The following is a 14,415-nucleotide window of genomic DNA, read 5'->3' as shown; positions in this document are numbered from 1 at the left end:
ACATACAAGAATGGAGGGGTGGCAAATGATTGCCAAATACCGCCTGCTTGCATTGGATATGGATGGAACCCTACTGAATGATGAACAGAAAATTACCCCCAAAACGGTGGAATGGATCAAAAAAGCGATGAATGCCGGCGTACATGTCTGCCTGTCTACCGGACGTTCGTCCCGGAGTGCGATGCCTTATGCCGTGCAGCTTGGCCTGGAGACCCCGATGATTATGGTAAACGGAAGTGAAGTCTGGCGCGCACCGGGAGAGCTATACCGCCGGTCCCTGATGGATGTGGAACTGGTCAAACAGATGCATAAGATTGCCGAAGAGTTCGATATCTGGTTCTGGGCATATTCCGTGGATGAAGTATACAACCGCGACACCTGGGACGGCGAAATTGACAGCAGGGAATGGCTGAAGTTCGGTTATTCTACCGAGGATAATGATATCCGCCATAAGCTGCTGATGCGTCTGCAGGAGCTGGGCGGGCTGGAGATCACCAATTCCTCGCCGTTCAATCTGGAGATTAATCCGCTTGGCGTCAACAAGGCATCCGGCATTCTGGAAGTCTGCAAGCTGCTTGGCATTAACATGTCCCAGGTTGTGGCTGTCGGCGACAGTCTGAATGATCTGGCGGCCATCCAGCAGGCCGGATTAGGCGTAGCGATGGGCAATGCCCAGGAGACCGTTAAGCAGGAAGCCGATGCTGTTGTGGCTACGAACAATAATGACGGGATCGCGGAAGTGATCCAGAAGTATATTCTGGCGGAGGCCGGAACCTCGGCCGGCAGAATTTCTAAGCAGGCTTAGTAGATGTAGTGATGAGTTTGGGATTATCAAATTTTTTATAGCTTGATCTGAAAGACAACAATTGGTGGGAGTAACGGAGGGGAAGTTTGAGCTGTAGGAGCGGTAGCGACCGCCTTTGCCACCGGATTTCCACCGCGAATAGCGGTATAGATCAAGAAATCCGGGGGCAACAGCGGCCGGAAGCTCAAACATTCACCGCAGTTACGAGCGACACCTTTTGGAGTTCTTTTATTGCTATCAAAACTTGAGGAGTTGAAGGAATTGACGATCCTGGGTTGGATTCTGATCATTGCTTTGTTTGCAGTAGGGCTGGCAGGAGCGGTATATCCAATCCTGCCGGGCGCGCTGGCGATTTATCTGGCCTTCTTCGTATACGGCTGGTTCTTTTCCTTCCACTCCTTCGGCGCCTGGTTCTGGATTATCCAGACACTGATTGTAGTGGTCCTGTTCGTTGCCGATTATGTGGTCGGGGCCTGGGGAGTCAAAAAGTTCGGCGGCTCACGGGCATCCGTCATCGGCAGCACGATCGGCTTGATCATTGGCCCCTTTCTTATTCCGGCCTTTGGTCTGCTGATCGGCCCGTTCCTCGGGGCCTTTGTCGGCGAACTGATTGCCGGCTCGAAGCCCGGCAAGGCGGTCAAGGTCAGCTTCGGCTCCTTGCTGGGGCTGTTCAGCAGTACCGTAGTCAAGATCATTTTGCAGATTGTTATGGTCGTCCTCTTCTTTATCTGGATCGGACGGTATTAAATTTATTGTGAAGAAGGCGAAACAGCTTGTCCACCAAGAAAGAATCTTTTGTTAAAGGCACGCTTATTCTGGCTGCGGCCGCACTTGTGGCCCGCATCCTTGGACTTGCCCAGCGGGTTCCGCTGGAACATCTATTCAATGATATCGGGAATGCATCCTTTACACAGGCTAACAATGTGTATCTCCTGCTCCTTCCGCTGGCGACCGCCGGAATACCCAGCACGCTGAGCAAAATGGTATCAGAGCGTTATGCTCTGAACCGTCCGCATGAAGCGCAGCAGGTATACCGTGCCGCCCTTATTTTTGCAGCTGTTGTAGGTGTTGTAATGAGTACAATACTGTACATAGCCGCTCCGTATTATGCGGAGTACACCAAAGTTCCTGAGAGTACGCTGGCAATCCGGGCGATTGCCCCGGCGCTGCTGCTGTTCCCCGCAATCGCGATGATGCGCGGTTACTTCCAGGGGCGCAATAATATGATGGCCGGAGGTATCTCACAGATTATTGAGCAGATTGCCCGGGTATCTACGGCAATTCTGCTGGCTTTTATTCTGCTGCGCCAAGGCTACAGCAACACATGGATGGCTGCAGGCGCTTCTTTCGGCAGTGTGCTCGGGAGCGTCGGCGCTTTCGGTGTCATGCTGTATTACGCAATGAAGATGCGCCGCAGCGAGGAGCAGATTGCTCTTTATGAATCGAATGAGGCACGCCTTCCGTTACTTGGAATTTATAAAGATATTTTCAAGCTGTCCATTCCAATTGTATTATCTTCGATCACAGTACCTGTTGTGAACTTTATCGATACTTCCTTTATTGTACCGCTGCTCAGCGGACGGATCGGAATGGAGGAAGCTACCCGGGCTCTGGGGATCTTCGGCAGCCGTGCACAGAGTATAGCGGGTATTCCGCCGGTGCTCTCCATCGCGCTTAGTACGTCGCTCATTCCGATTATTTCAGCGGCGTACGCCCGCAAAGATGAACAGCATCTGAAACGCCAGGTTACCCTGGCCATGCGTATTTCCATTCTTACCGGCACACCGATTGTACTCTCTCTCGTTGTGGCGGCATATTCTGTCAATGGACTGATCTTCAGCAGTCTGGACGGCAGCGGGATTGTAGCGATGCTGACGCTGGGCACTATTTTTCAAATCACTATGATGACTACGAACTCTATTCTGCTCGGAATGGGCAAATCACGGATTTCGATGTATTACGTGCTTGCCGGGATTATTGTGAAGTTCGCATCCAACTTCCTGTTCAGCCAGCTGTTCGGCATTTATGGCATCATCGGCTCTACGGCCCTGTGCTTCATTGTCATTACGCTGCTTAATCTGCGGATGCTCAAAAAGATTATTCCCTTTGAAATTCTCGGCAAACGCTGGGGCGGATTCTCAATCGCTGTACTCGCATCGGCCGGAATCGGTTATGGCCTCAATGAAGCGGGGATTATGCTGACTCATCTGATGCCGGCAAGACTGGCATTCCTGATTACATGTCTGGTCGTTGGAGCTGCCGTGGTTATCATTTACCTGGTGCTGTTGATTGTTCTGGGTGTACTGAGCAGCCAGGAAATCGCTGGTTACCCGCGTCCGCTGCGCAAACTGCTGAATCCTTTAATGAAGCTGCAGCCTGCGCACGTGCGTGCAAACGAATAAAGCTGTGATCATTGTCTTATTTTGTCTTTTTTATTTGACTTATTCCGTACATTTTGCTTCACTTAAAGAGAAGAGAATCATGGGTAACGGTTAGATGAGAAAGGATGGATAATAGATGGACAAAATTAGTTCTCCTGCTGAGTTTCAGGTGTCAATACAATCTCCGCGCTTAACGGTGGCGGTATTCAAGGCGGATTGGTGCTCGGATTGCAAATTCATGGATCCGTTCATGCCGGATGTGGAACAGAAATATAGTGACCGCCTTACACTCGTTGAAGTGGATGTCGATGCAGTAGGCGACGTCAGCCAGGAACAGAATATTCTGGGCATTCCGAGCTTTGTCGCGTATACCGATGGACGGGAACTGGTCAGATTCGTGAATAAGCTTCGTAAGTCCCGTGAGGAAATTGAGAATTTCCTGAATACGGCGCTGGATGTTTACCTTAGTATCCACAAGTAATGAAGCAGCACCGCTTTCGCCCTACCCGAGCAGAAGCGGTGTTTTTTTTCTAGAATGGTCTGCGGGCGCAATCATTATACTAATTCATTCCTATAAAAATGCGGGTGATAACATTGACGACCCTTCAATTAAAATGGCTTAGCTATATAACCTGCCTCGTTATGTTTCTGGCGCTGCTCGGCGGAGCGGTGGTTACCAAGACAGGTTCGGGACTGGAATGCGGGAATGAATGGCCGCTGTGTCACGGAAAGCTGATTCCGGCTTATACCGTAGGCTCCCTGATTGAATATACCCATCGCCTGTTCAGCGGACTTGCGGGTCTAATGTCACTGGCTTCCATGTTTGCGTTCTGGCGTTATGCCCGTAAGCGCAGGGATCTGCTTACCTATGCCTTGTTAACCCTTATATTCGTAGTGGTGCAAGGCGGAATGGGAGCGCTTGCGGTAATCAAGTCGCAGTCTGCTGCAGTAATGGCTCTACATATGGGATTCTCGCTGATTGCGTTCGCCAGCTCACTGATGCTTGCGCTTGGAGCCAGACGGATCTACCTTTCTGGGGAAGAGAATAGCACTGCAGAACCGAAAGTTAGCAGGGGCTTCCGTAACTTAACCTGGTTTACTGCGTTATATTCTTATATGGTCGTGTATATTGGAGCTTATGTAAGCCATACCGATTCGCAGGGGGGCTGTTCAGGCTGGCCGCTGTGCAACGGGGAATGGATTCCCGAGCTGTCTGGCGGGGTGGGCATTGTATTCATACACCGGGTTGCAGCGGCGCTGCTGTTCCTGCTGACTGCTATTCTGGGACATCTGGCTTTCTGGAAATACAAAGAGCTGCCGGAGCTGAGGGCTCTGGGTCTTGCTGCAGTGCTGCTCTGCCTGATGCAGGTATTCAGTGGAGCTGCTGTGGTTCATACGCTGTATAATGAACGACTGTACATATTTACCGCGTTGTCGCATATTTTGCTGATTGCCGGTTTGTTTGGGGTTCTATGTTATATGAGTGTCCGTGTCTGGCAGTTAAGCGGAACGGACAAGAAGCGATAAGATTACCGTTAAGGGCATGGGGACAAGGTTCGGGCCCGGTTCGAGGAGGAACGCTTAGTGGGATACGGTAATTTGCGACAATGGATCGAACAGCTCCGCAGAGACAAGGATCTTGCTGTGATTGATGCTCCGGTTGATCCGCATCTGGAGCTGGCCGAGATTCACCGCCGGGTGGCCGGTGAGGAAGGCCCGGCGCTGCTGTTTACTAATGTACAAGGAACGCCGTTCCCGGTTGCAACCAATCTGTTCGGTACTGTCCGCCGGGTGAACAAGGCCTTCGGGACCCGCCCGGAACAGTTAGTGAAATCCATGACGGCAGCTATGGAAACGATGATTCCGCCATCAGCTGCCGGACTATGGAGAGAAAAGGGCCTGCTGCTTGACCTGATCCGAGCAGGAACCAAGAATATACCGCAAGGTGAAGCACCGGTACTAGGCATCTGCCGCAGCAGTAATCCGCTACAGGAATTACCCCGAATTACCAGCTGGCCTAAGGACGGAGGGCCGTTCATCACCCTTCCTCTGGTCTATACAGAGAGCATAACCAACCCCAAAGACCATAATCTCGGGATGTACCGGGTCCAGATTCATGATGACAGCACGACCGGCATTCATTGGCAAATCCATAAAGGGGGCGGCTTCCATCACCGCCAGGCTGAGCTGCTGGGGGAGACCCTTCCGGTCTCTGTCTTTATCGGCGGGCCTCCTGCCCTGATTGCAGCTGCTGTTGCCCCGGTTTCAGAGCGGCTTCCTGAATTGATGCTGGCATCCCTTATGCTGGGCGGTAAGCTTCCTATGGTGCAGGACCCGCTGGGCGGTCACCGCATTCCATCAGAAGCCGAATTCTCCATCCGCGGGCGGGTGTCTCCGTTTGAGCGGAGACCGGAAGGCCCTTATGGCAGTCAATCCGGCTATTATTCGCTGCAGCATGATTTTCCCGTGATGCATGTGCAGCGGATGTGGCACCGCAAGGACGCGATATTTCCGGCCACGATTACCGGTAAACCCCGCCAGGAGGATTATTATCTGAAGGATTATCTGCAGCGGTTGCTGGCTCCGGCCTATCCGCTGATGATGCCTTCAGTAAAAGCTCTGTGGGCGTACTCCGAATCCGGCTCAAACGCCTTGGCTTCGGCTGTTGTCAGGGAGAGCTATCCGCGTGAGGGACTGGCTTCGGCTTTCCGTATCCTGGGGGAAGGCCAGCTCTCCTTAACGAAATTCCTGCTCCTGACGAATGAACCGGTTGAGCTTACGGATTTCCCCAAACTGCTGGAAACCGTGCTTGAACGCTTTAATCCGGCATCCGATCTGGTGATCTTCGCTAACACCTCCATGGATACCCTTGACTATACCGGCCGTAAGCTGAATCATGGTAGTAAGGCTGTGATGATGGGCACCGGCAACCCGGTGCGTGAGCTGCCCAGAACCTATACGGAGGGCCTGCTTCCAGCAATCACCGGCGCCGTGCCCTATTGCGGCGGATGTTTAGCCGTTTCCGGAGCATCCTATATAGAAGACCCTGAGCTTCCCGTCAGGCTGGCCGCTTCCTTCAAGGAGAAGAGTACAGCCTGGCCGCTGATTGTTCTGGTGGACGATACTGCAGAAGCGGTGCGCACACAAACCTCCTTCCTGTGGACAGTGTTCACCCGGTTTAATCCGGCGGATGATATTTATGCGGAGACCCATGTACTGCGTAACGCAATCAGCTATTCCCTGCCGATTGTAATAGATGCCCGGATGAAGCCGGGGTACCCGGAGGAGCTGGTTCCGCATGAGGACACGGTTGAACTGGTGAACCGGAACTGGAACCGTTATTTCCCTCTTGTATAGATCTTAAGTATTCTGAGGAGGACAAATATGCTGCGGACATTACTGGGAGAGCCGCCCCGCGAGAACAGCGGGGTACTGGCCGAAGCCATGGACAATATGGCGAAGGTCGCCTCCATGCTGCGCAAGGAGATGAACACACATCAAGACCGTGACCATGAATACCGCAAGCTGGAGATATGGACACGCGGTCTGATCTCATCGCTGGACGAGCTGGAGCAGAGCTGGTTCGCCGCCGCCTTTTACCGGAAGTCGGTGGTTGCCGGTTATATGGATGATATGTCGCCCACGGAGCAGGGAGAGTACGCCAGGTATGTGTATTTCTATAAGGATGGCTTCATCCGGGTGTTCTCCCTGCTGGACAAGCTGGGTACGGTCCTGAACAGTCTGTATGATCTGAATACAGGTAAAGTCAAAGCACATTTCTCTTACTTCACAGTGCTTCGCCAATTTCAGCTGCTTCAGGCGCACAACCCGCTGGCCCATGAGCTGGAGAAGATCAGGAGCTCTTACCGCGAACCGGTGGAGAATCTGCGCAAACGGCGCAATGCCGAGATTCACTACATGAACGCTGAGATGACGGATGATCTCTGGCAGCGCCATCAGGGGCTGCATGACAAAATCCAACTGGAGGATCTCGACAGCCATCTGGAGGATTTGAGGCAGAGCCTGGAGATGGTGTGCAAATCTTTGGCGGCAGCCTTCAGGTACAGCAATGAGCAGTGGCACAAGAATAAAGCTGCATCCAGCCAGCGTTCAGAGCACCGACAGCCGTAAAAACTTACCTTTGACAAAGAACCGGAAACTTAATATACTTATGCAAGTATTTACTTCTAACATGAAACGGCATATATAACTTCATACTATAATCTTATCGAGAGCGGCGGAGGGATAGGCCCGATGAAGCCCGGCAACCGATTTGTACACAGCTTAGCTGCTGGTTGCAAATGTCATGGTGCTAATTCCTACAATGCCGCTAGGTTTGCGGTCTTGGCAGATGAGACGGCATTGTTTACTTCACACACACGGCCTCTTCCGATCTGCACGGATCGTAAGAGGTCTTTTTTGTTATAAATTGCATGGAAGAAGGAGGACGGGGCGATTGATAGAGTTGAAAGATTTAACGAAAGTATACGGTAAGGGAAGCAAGGCCGCAACGGCGCTTTCCGGACTAAGCCTGTCGATTAAGAAGGGGGAGATATTCGGTGTGATCGGCCACTCCGGTGCCGGCAAAAGCACGCTGATCCGCTGCATTAATCTGCTGGAACGTCCGAGCGAGGGTGAAGTATGGGTGGATGGGGTGGAATTGACCGCACTCAGCCAGGGACAGCTGCAGGAGCAGCGGCGCAAGATCGGGATGATCTTTCAGCATTTCAATCTGCTCTCCTCCGCAACCGTCTATGACAATATCGCCTTTCCGCTGCGGCTGGCCGGAACCTCCAAGACGGAGATTGAGCGGAAGGTTCAGGATCTGCTGGCTCTAGTCGGACTTGAGGAGCACCGGAACAAATATCCGGCTCAGCTGTCCGGAGGCCAGAAACAGCGGGTCGGAATAGCCCGTGCTCTGGCGAGCGATCCTGATGTTCTGCTGTGCGATGAAGCGACTTCAGCACTGGACCCGCAGACAACGGATTCAATTCTGCGCCTGCTGCTGGATATTAACCGGAAATTTCACTTGACCATTGTGCTGATTACGCATGAGATGCATGTCATTCAGAGCATTTGCGACCGGGTGGCTGTCATTCATGGGGGCGGGATTGTGGAGCAGGGCGACGTTGCCCAGGTTTTTCTGAAACCGAGGCATGAGGTTACGAAAGAATTCATCCGCAGTGAAACTCAGGCAGACGGACCGCTGCGGCAAGCGATTGATGCTGTACATGCCGGATATACTAAGGCGGTCAAAATTACTTTTCTCGGGCAAAAGACGTACGAATCGACCCTTTCCCATGTGGCTCAGGGAACCGGAGTTAATTTCGCCATTCTGCAGGGAACCATTTCTACTATCAAGGATGTTCCTTATGGTCAGCTGATTGTCCGGTTTGAAGGGCCATCCGAAGCCGTGGAAGCAACACTTTCCGAGCTTGCGGCTGAAGGCCTTGATGTGGAGGTGATTTCTTAATGGGCGGACTGGATTTTAGCGCGATTAACTGGGAAGAAATGCTTGATGCCACGGTCGCAACATTAAAAATGTTAGCTTTTTCAGGAATATTCACAATTATCCTTGGTTTACCGCTCGGAATTGTGTTATATTTATGGGGCAAGTCTAATAACACTATTATCAGGGTTGTTTACTCGGTATTATCATTCGTCGTAAATATTCTGCGTTCGGTTCCCTTTATTATTCTGATGGTTGCCCTGATTCCGTTCAGCAAGTCGATTATGGGTACCTCGATAGGCGTACTTGGAACGATTCCGGCGCTGGTGATCGGCGCGGCTCCATTCTTCGCCAGACTGGTAGAGACCGCACTGCGGGAGGTTGACCGTGGGATCATCGAAGCGGCGCAGGGTATGGGAGCATCCACGGGACAGATTGTAATGCGCGTGTTGCTGCCGGAGGCTCGTCCGGGTCTGCTGGCCGGTGTTACGATTACGATTGTTACCCTCGTCTCGTATACCGCAATGTCGGGGATGATAGGCGGCGGCGGTCTGGGTGACCTGGCGATCCGTTACGGCTATTACCGTTATGAGAAGGAAGTCATGATTATCTCGGTGGCCCTGATGGTTATTCTGGTGCAGCTGCTGCAAATGGCCGGTGACCGGCTGGTAAGACATTTTACACGGAAATAAGGTATGTCCATATAGAGCCTTATTCATACAAATTATTGATTAGAGGGGGATTTACAGATGAAAAAAGTACTGCTCACATTCTTCAGCTTGACCATGATATTGGTGCTTGCAGCTTGCGGCAACAATAACGCTGCGAATAACGCGGCAAACTCTGCGGCTACAACGGCGCCAACGGAAGCTGCTGCTGCAGAACCGACCACTGAACCTGCTGCAGAACCGGTAACCCTGGTCATTGGAGCTTCTCCTGTACCGCATGCAGAAATTCTGAAAGCTATTGCCCCGCTGCTTGAAGCACAAGGCATTACGCTTGAGATCAAAGAATTCACGGACTATATCCTTCCGAATACACAGCTTGCCGAGAAGGGGCTGGATGCGAACTTCTTCCAGCACAAGCCTTACCTGGATGACCAGAATGCCAAGAACGGCACGGATCTTGTATCTGTAACCGCAGTTCACGTTGAGCCTTTCGGCGCGTATTCCAAAAAGATCAAAGCGATCAGCGAACTGGCTGACGGTGCCAAGGTTGCTATCCCGAATGATGCCACCAACGGCGGACGCGCATTGATCCTGCTGGCTAAGAACGGTCTGATCAAACTGAAGGATGACACCAACATCACTTCCACCAAAGCTGATATCACTGAGAACACTAAGAAGCTTGAAATCATTGAGCTGGATGCAGCAATGCTGCCGCGTCAGCTGGACGAGGTAGATCTGGCGCTGATTAACACCAACTATGCGCTGGAAGCCGGCCTGGTTCCAACCAAGGATGCTTTGTTCATCGAGGGAGCAGATTCCCCTTACGCCAACCTGCTGGTAGCCCGTCCGGACAACAAAGATTCCGATGCGATCCAGAAGCTGGCTGCGGCCCTGAACTCTGCTGAAGCCAAAGCCTTCATCGAAGAGAAATATGAAGGTGCAATTATCCCTGCATTCTAAGCCTAAAGCTTAAGCTGAACAACTAAAGAGAAGACCAGAAATGCCCTGTCAGCCGGGAACGGTTAACAGGGCATTTCTGGCCTTTGGGAGGGATGGGTAAGTTTACCGGGAACGCGGCGGGTTGATCCTGCCTGTGAAATCCACTATAATAAAAAAAATCCCGGCCTTCTCAACGGAGGCCGGGATGATCTATGATACGGGATTAGAATACTTGAATAACTTCTTCCACGCCTTCTACTTCTTCAACAAGAGCGCGTTCGATCCCGGCTTTCAGCGTGATCGTGGAGCTTGGGCAACTGCCGCAGGCACCCATAAGCTTCAACTTAACGATGCCGTCTTCTACATCGATCAGTTCGACGTCACCGCCATCGCGCTGCAGGAACGGACGAAGTTTATCGAGCACTTCCAATACTTCATCGTACATGGTTGCACTTTGTACATTCTCACTCATTTCTCAATCACTCCTTTCGTATGTTTATTATAGTACAAAAAGTTAAAAAATAAAATGGTTAGTGCAGAATAGGGAGATCATCATGAGACCAATTATAGAATTTTGTGCCAGTAATATCGGACATGGTACAGAAAAGCTCAAAAATAAGCTGGAGCAAAACCCCGAATACGATGTGGTGGAGTACGGCTGTCTGAACAACTGCGGACAATGTTATCTGCAGCCCTTCGCCATGGTCGACGGGGAGATTATTGAAGCCGAATCCGCCGACGGACTTGAAGAGGCGATTGAGGCAGCCATTAAAGAGGCTGAGGCATGGGATAGCCTTGAAATCGACTAAACCGCAGCCGTGGTTTGGTTGTCCTACCCGAAATGGCGCTTAGACATCCAGAGCACGCCGCTTTTGAGCAGGCGCGGAACACGGCCCATGACGGAGCGGCGGCCCATCAGGCCGAAGCCGGCATTTTTACCCAGTGAACCGAGAGTGCCCTTAAGCTTGATCTTATGCAGCTTCGGCGTCTCACCCCGCCATAGGGCCTGAATAATCTGCCCCACCTGTTCTCCCTGGGCACCTGCGGCTTGTGCGCTTGGTGCGAAGGGCAGGCTGGCGCAGTCTCCAATCACGTATACCTCCGGATAGTCGGTCACATTGTAATAATTGCCCACAATGATCCGTCCTCCACGGTCTTTGGGGAGTTCAAGCTGCTGGACCACCTGCACCGGCTGAATGCCGGCAGTCCAGACCGTAACATCAGCAGGAATTGCCTGGGTGCCATTGAAGATGGCATCCTTTTCTACATGGGAGACGGATACCCGTCCTATGGTCTCCACATGATGCTCATTAAACCATTCCTCCACATACTGTGACAGCTTGGCCGGGAAAGAAGACAATACCCGTTCCCCGCGGTCCAGAATGGAGATGTTCAGATCAGGCCGGCTCTCCCGCAGTTCTGAGGCAATCTCAACTCCGCTCAGTCCTCCGCCTACAATGTTGACCGTTCCGTAAGGCTTCACATCGTTCAGCCGGCGGTAGGTTTCGCGGGTCCCGGCAAAGCTCTGAATACTGCAGGCATAGTGCTCGGCTCCGGGAATGTTATGGTAATTATCGGTGCAGCCTAGCGCTATCGCGAGAATATCATAAGATATCGGCTCCCCGGTATCGAGGAATATCACCCGGCTCTCCAGATCGATGGAGCCCACCTGACCATAGCGGATCGTTAAGCGGGGATGAACCGGGAATTGAATCCGCAGATGATAATCCGTTACAGTTCCTGCGGCCAGTGCATAATATTCCGTCTTAATTCCCTGATACGGCATCCGGTCAACCAGGACGATTTCCACATCATGGGGGAGATGGTTGTTAAGTAGCTGCTGAATGAGGGCAAGACCGCCGTAGCCGCCGCCCAGGACAAGTAGAGTTCTCATGCGAACCGATCTTCCTTTCAGGTATGGTGCGAGATGGGCAAGGCAGTTCCGCAGGATTATAGGCTGGTGCGGTTGGTTGTTACTCGTATACTTTAATCTCGTTGTAGAAAGTATCCCGTTCAACCGGAATCCGTCCGGCCCCTTTGACGAGCCAGATCAGCTCTTCACGTGTCAGACCTTCCGGGGTCAATGCGCCTGCGGCATGGCTGATCCGTTCTTTGAGAATCGTGCCATGTACATCTGAAGCTCCGAAGCTGAGGGCTACCTGAGTCAGTTGTGCTCCAATATTAATGAAGTAAGCCTTAATATGGTCGAAGTTATCCAGCATCAGGCGGCTTACCGCAATCGTCTTAAGATCCTCGTAAGCAGAGTTCCGGCGCATGATGCCTGCATTCTTGTTCTTAGGCTGCATCGAGAGCGGGATGAACACCATGAATCCGCCCGTTTCGTCCTGCAGCTCGCGGATCTGCAGCATGTGGCGGATGCGGTCCTCGCGGGACTCAATGGAGCCGTACAGCATAGTCGTATGTGTTCTCATACCTATATTATGGGCAGTGCGGTGAACCTCCAGATATTCCTCAACATTGGCTTTGTCCACACGCATTTTTTTGCGGTACTGGTCGGACAGAATCTCTGCCCCTCCCCCGGTAAGGGTCTTCAGTCCGGCGGCGCGCAGCTGCTCCAGTACTTCACGGATGCTAAGGCCGCTGATGCGGGTGAAGAAGTCAATCTCTGCTGCGGTGTAGGCCTTGAGAGTGACGTCAGGGAAGTGCTCGTTCAAGGCTTTTAGCGAATCAACATAGTACTGGAAGGGCACGTTATCATTATGGCCTCCGACAATGTGGAACTCGCGTACGCCGGGATGGATATGCTGCTGCACATATTGCACCATTTCCTCGCCGGAAAGGGTATAAGCGCCGTCTTCTCCCTCATCCTTGCGGAAATTGCAGAATGCACAGCGGGATTCGCAGACATTGGTGAAATATAGACTCATGTTTTCGATAAAATATACTTTATTCCCGTTTTTTCGCTGGTTAACCTCATTGGCTAATTGCCCGATCGTTAATAAATCATTGCTCTCATATAAATAAACGCCATCTTCCAAATTTAATCTTTCTCCGCCGCGGACCTTCTCAATGATGTTCGCCATCCGGGCATCCATGTGGGGTGTTATAAGGGTAGACATATAATTTCCTCCTGAAGGTTGGCGAGGCAACTGCATCGCAGAATCGTGAGCTAATGAAATGAGCCGGCAGCAGACCGGCATGAAATAGAGGTTAGATGTAACCTCGTGACAAATTTCCGAATTTTTACGTATATCGCTTTTCCTATTATAAACCTCTCCCGGAGGGTGAGCAACCGCCAGAAAACTTAAGGGAACCCGGCATGAAATGCATAACTGCGGTACGTTTGCGACTTGAGGCTAAGAGAATAGTGGAGTATACTTAATTTAAATTATAGAAGTGCAAATTATTTGAACATTACCTGAGGCCTTAGGGCTGGTTGATAAAAGCTATTGCAAAAATATGCTCACAAAACTTTTGGGAGGTTAAAGTTATGATTAACATTAGTGAATTAGCAGCAGGCCAATTGAAGACCATGCTTGCTGAGCAGGAAGTACCTGATATGTTTCTCCGTCTGGGCGTAACTCCCGGGGGCTGCAGCGGGTTCTCTTATGCCATGGGCTTCGATGATAACGAAAGCGAGCAGGACGTGTATATGGACATTGAGGGCTTGAAGGTAGTCGTAAGCAAAGACGATATCCGTTACCTCGACGGCCTGGAGATCGACTTCGAAGAATCCGGCATGACCGGCGGCTTCACCATTAACAATCCGAACGCCACTGCTACGTGCGGCTGCGGATCTTCTTTCCGTACGAAGGAAGATGCAGGCAAGCCGGCGGCTGAGCCTTGCTAAGACGGGTAAATGATGGGATTTAGCACTGGAATCTAATATAGACAGCTGAATATGCAGCCGTTAATCACGGCTTCCCAACCTCTTGAATTGTGTAAGAAGTACACTACACTTTTCAGGAGGTTTTTATTTGGCCAAAAAAGCAGAAGAAGATTGAATGATAACGGATCAAGGTTAAAGGAAATGCCGGAGGGATGGATAACTATAAAATTCATGGAAAAATAATCCGATAATAAAAAAGAATATCCTATATATTTAATTATAAATTACATAGGAAATATTGCTGTGCGGACAAAGCGGGAGGGTGGACATGGCGTCAACGAAGCTTATATTTAACGAAGATGAAGTCCAGCGCCTGCAGACCA

Annotated in this window: 15 protein-coding genes and 1 riboswitch; of the genes, 12 read left to right on the top strand and 3 right to left on the bottom strand. The window is 51.3% G+C overall.

Going from position 1 to position 14,415, the window contains the following annotated elements; translation table 11 throughout:
• Positions 1 to 25: 25 nt before the first annotated feature.
• The 10 genes from GC101_RS28640 (at position 26) to GC101_RS28595 (ending at position 10,263) form a co-directional block, all read left to right on the top strand.
• On the top strand, positions 26 to 805 hold the full coding sequence (locus GC101_RS28640) for a Cof-type HAD-IIB family hydrolase (RefSeq protein ID WP_171720203.1): 780 nt from the start codon (positions 26 to 28) through the stop codon (positions 803 to 805).
• Positions 806 to 1,066: 261 nt separating this feature from the next.
• On the top strand, positions 1,067 to 1,552 hold the full coding sequence (locus GC101_RS28635; RefSeq protein ID WP_042139830.1) for a DUF456 domain-containing protein: 486 nt from the start codon (positions 1,067 to 1,069) through the stop codon (positions 1,550 to 1,552).
• A 26-nt stretch (positions 1,553 to 1,578) separates the two neighbouring features.
• Positions 1,579 to 3,207 (top strand): putative polysaccharide biosynthesis protein, encoded by a 1,629-nt coding sequence (locus GC101_RS28630; RefSeq protein ID WP_042139829.1) that lies wholly within the window; start codon positions 1,579 to 1,581, stop codon positions 3,205 to 3,207.
• Positions 3,208 to 3,322: 115 nt separating this feature from the next.
• On the top strand, positions 3,323 to 3,667 hold the full coding sequence (locus tag GC101_RS28625; protein ID WP_171720122.1) for a thioredoxin family protein: 345 nt from the start codon (positions 3,323 to 3,325) through the stop codon (positions 3,665 to 3,667).
• Between the two features lie 113 nt (positions 3,668 to 3,780).
• Positions 3,781 to 4,713 carry a COX15/CtaA family protein gene (locus GC101_RS28620; RefSeq protein WP_144026207.1) on the top strand — a complete coding sequence of 311 codons (933 nt, stop codon included), beginning with the start codon at positions 3,781 to 3,783 and terminating at the stop codon, positions 4,711 to 4,713.
• 57 nt (positions 4,714 to 4,770) lie between these two features.
• Entirely contained in the window at positions 4,771 to 6,543 is a 1,773-nt protein-coding gene (locus tag GC101_RS28615) for a UbiD family decarboxylase (RefSeq protein WP_171720121.1), read from the top strand.
• A 27-nt stretch (positions 6,544 to 6,570) separates the two neighbouring features.
• Entirely contained in the window at positions 6,571 to 7,317 is a 747-nt protein-coding gene (locus GC101_RS28610; protein ID WP_171720120.1) for a Cthe_2314 family HEPN domain-containing protein, read from the top strand.
• A gap of 91 nt (positions 7,318 to 7,408) precedes the next feature.
• A riboswitch (SAM riboswitch) is annotated at positions 7,409 to 7,544 on the top strand.
• A 98-nt stretch (positions 7,545 to 7,642) separates the two neighbouring features.
• Positions 7,643 to 8,659 carry a methionine ABC transporter ATP-binding protein gene (locus GC101_RS28605; protein WP_042139824.1) on the top strand — a complete coding sequence of 339 codons (1,017 nt, stop codon included), beginning with the start codon at positions 7,643 to 7,645 and terminating at the stop codon, positions 8,657 to 8,659.
• Entirely contained in the window at positions 8,659 to 9,327 is a 669-nt protein-coding gene (locus GC101_RS28600; protein WP_039307238.1) for a methionine ABC transporter permease, read from the top strand. The genes GC101_RS28605 and GC101_RS28600 overlap by 1 nt, the downstream gene beginning before the upstream one ends.
• Positions 9,328 to 9,384: 57 nt before the next feature.
• Positions 9,385 to 10,263 carry a MetQ/NlpA family ABC transporter substrate-binding protein gene (locus GC101_RS28595; protein ID WP_171720119.1) on the top strand — a complete coding sequence of 293 codons (879 nt, stop codon included), beginning with the start codon at positions 9,385 to 9,387 and terminating at the stop codon, positions 10,261 to 10,263.
• 202 nt (positions 10,264 to 10,465) lie between these two features.
• On the opposite strand, the gene GC101_RS28590 is transcribed toward GC101_RS28595, so the two are convergent.
• Complete coding sequence (locus tag GC101_RS28590; protein WP_039307240.1) at positions 10,466 to 10,714, bottom strand: NifU family protein; 249 nt, start codon at positions 10,712 to 10,714, stop codon at positions 10,466 to 10,468.
• A gap of 82 nt (positions 10,715 to 10,796) precedes the next feature.
• Between GC101_RS28590 and GC101_RS28585 the strand changes: the two genes are divergently transcribed.
• Positions 10,797 to 11,051 (top strand): YuzB family protein, encoded by a 255-nt coding sequence (locus GC101_RS28585; protein WP_039307242.1) that lies wholly within the window; start codon positions 10,797 to 10,799, stop codon positions 11,049 to 11,051.
• A gap of 23 nt (positions 11,052 to 11,074) precedes the next feature.
• Here the strand turns inward: GC101_RS28585 and GC101_RS28580 are convergent, their stop codons facing one another.
• Together GC101_RS28580 and mqnE are read right to left on the bottom strand one after the other, a co-directional pair.
• Positions 11,075 to 12,136, bottom strand: a complete 1,062-nt coding sequence (locus tag GC101_RS28580) for an NAD(P)/FAD-dependent oxidoreductase (protein ID WP_171720118.1) — start codon at positions 12,134 to 12,136, stop codon at positions 11,075 to 11,077.
• Positions 12,137 to 12,215: 79 nt separating this feature from the next.
• Entirely contained in the window at positions 12,216 to 13,322 is a 1,107-nt protein-coding gene (gene mqnE, locus GC101_RS28575; protein ID WP_039307245.1) for an aminofutalosine synthase MqnE, read from the bottom strand.
• Between the two features lie 371 nt (positions 13,323 to 13,693).
• Between mqnE and GC101_RS28570 the strand changes: the two genes are divergently transcribed.
• Complete coding sequence (locus GC101_RS28570; protein WP_039307246.1) at positions 13,694 to 14,053, top strand: HesB/IscA family protein; 360 nt, start codon at positions 13,694 to 13,696, stop codon at positions 14,051 to 14,053.
• Positions 14,054 to 14,415 lie beyond the last annotated feature (362 nt).

Origin of the sequence: Paenibacillus phytohabitans (assembly GCF_013141775.1) — a bacterium.
Lineage (GTDB): Bacteria > Bacillota > Bacilli > Paenibacillales > Paenibacillaceae > Paenibacillus_AQ > Paenibacillus_AQ phytohabitans.
This window is presented reverse-complemented; position numbering and strand designations above follow the sequence as displayed.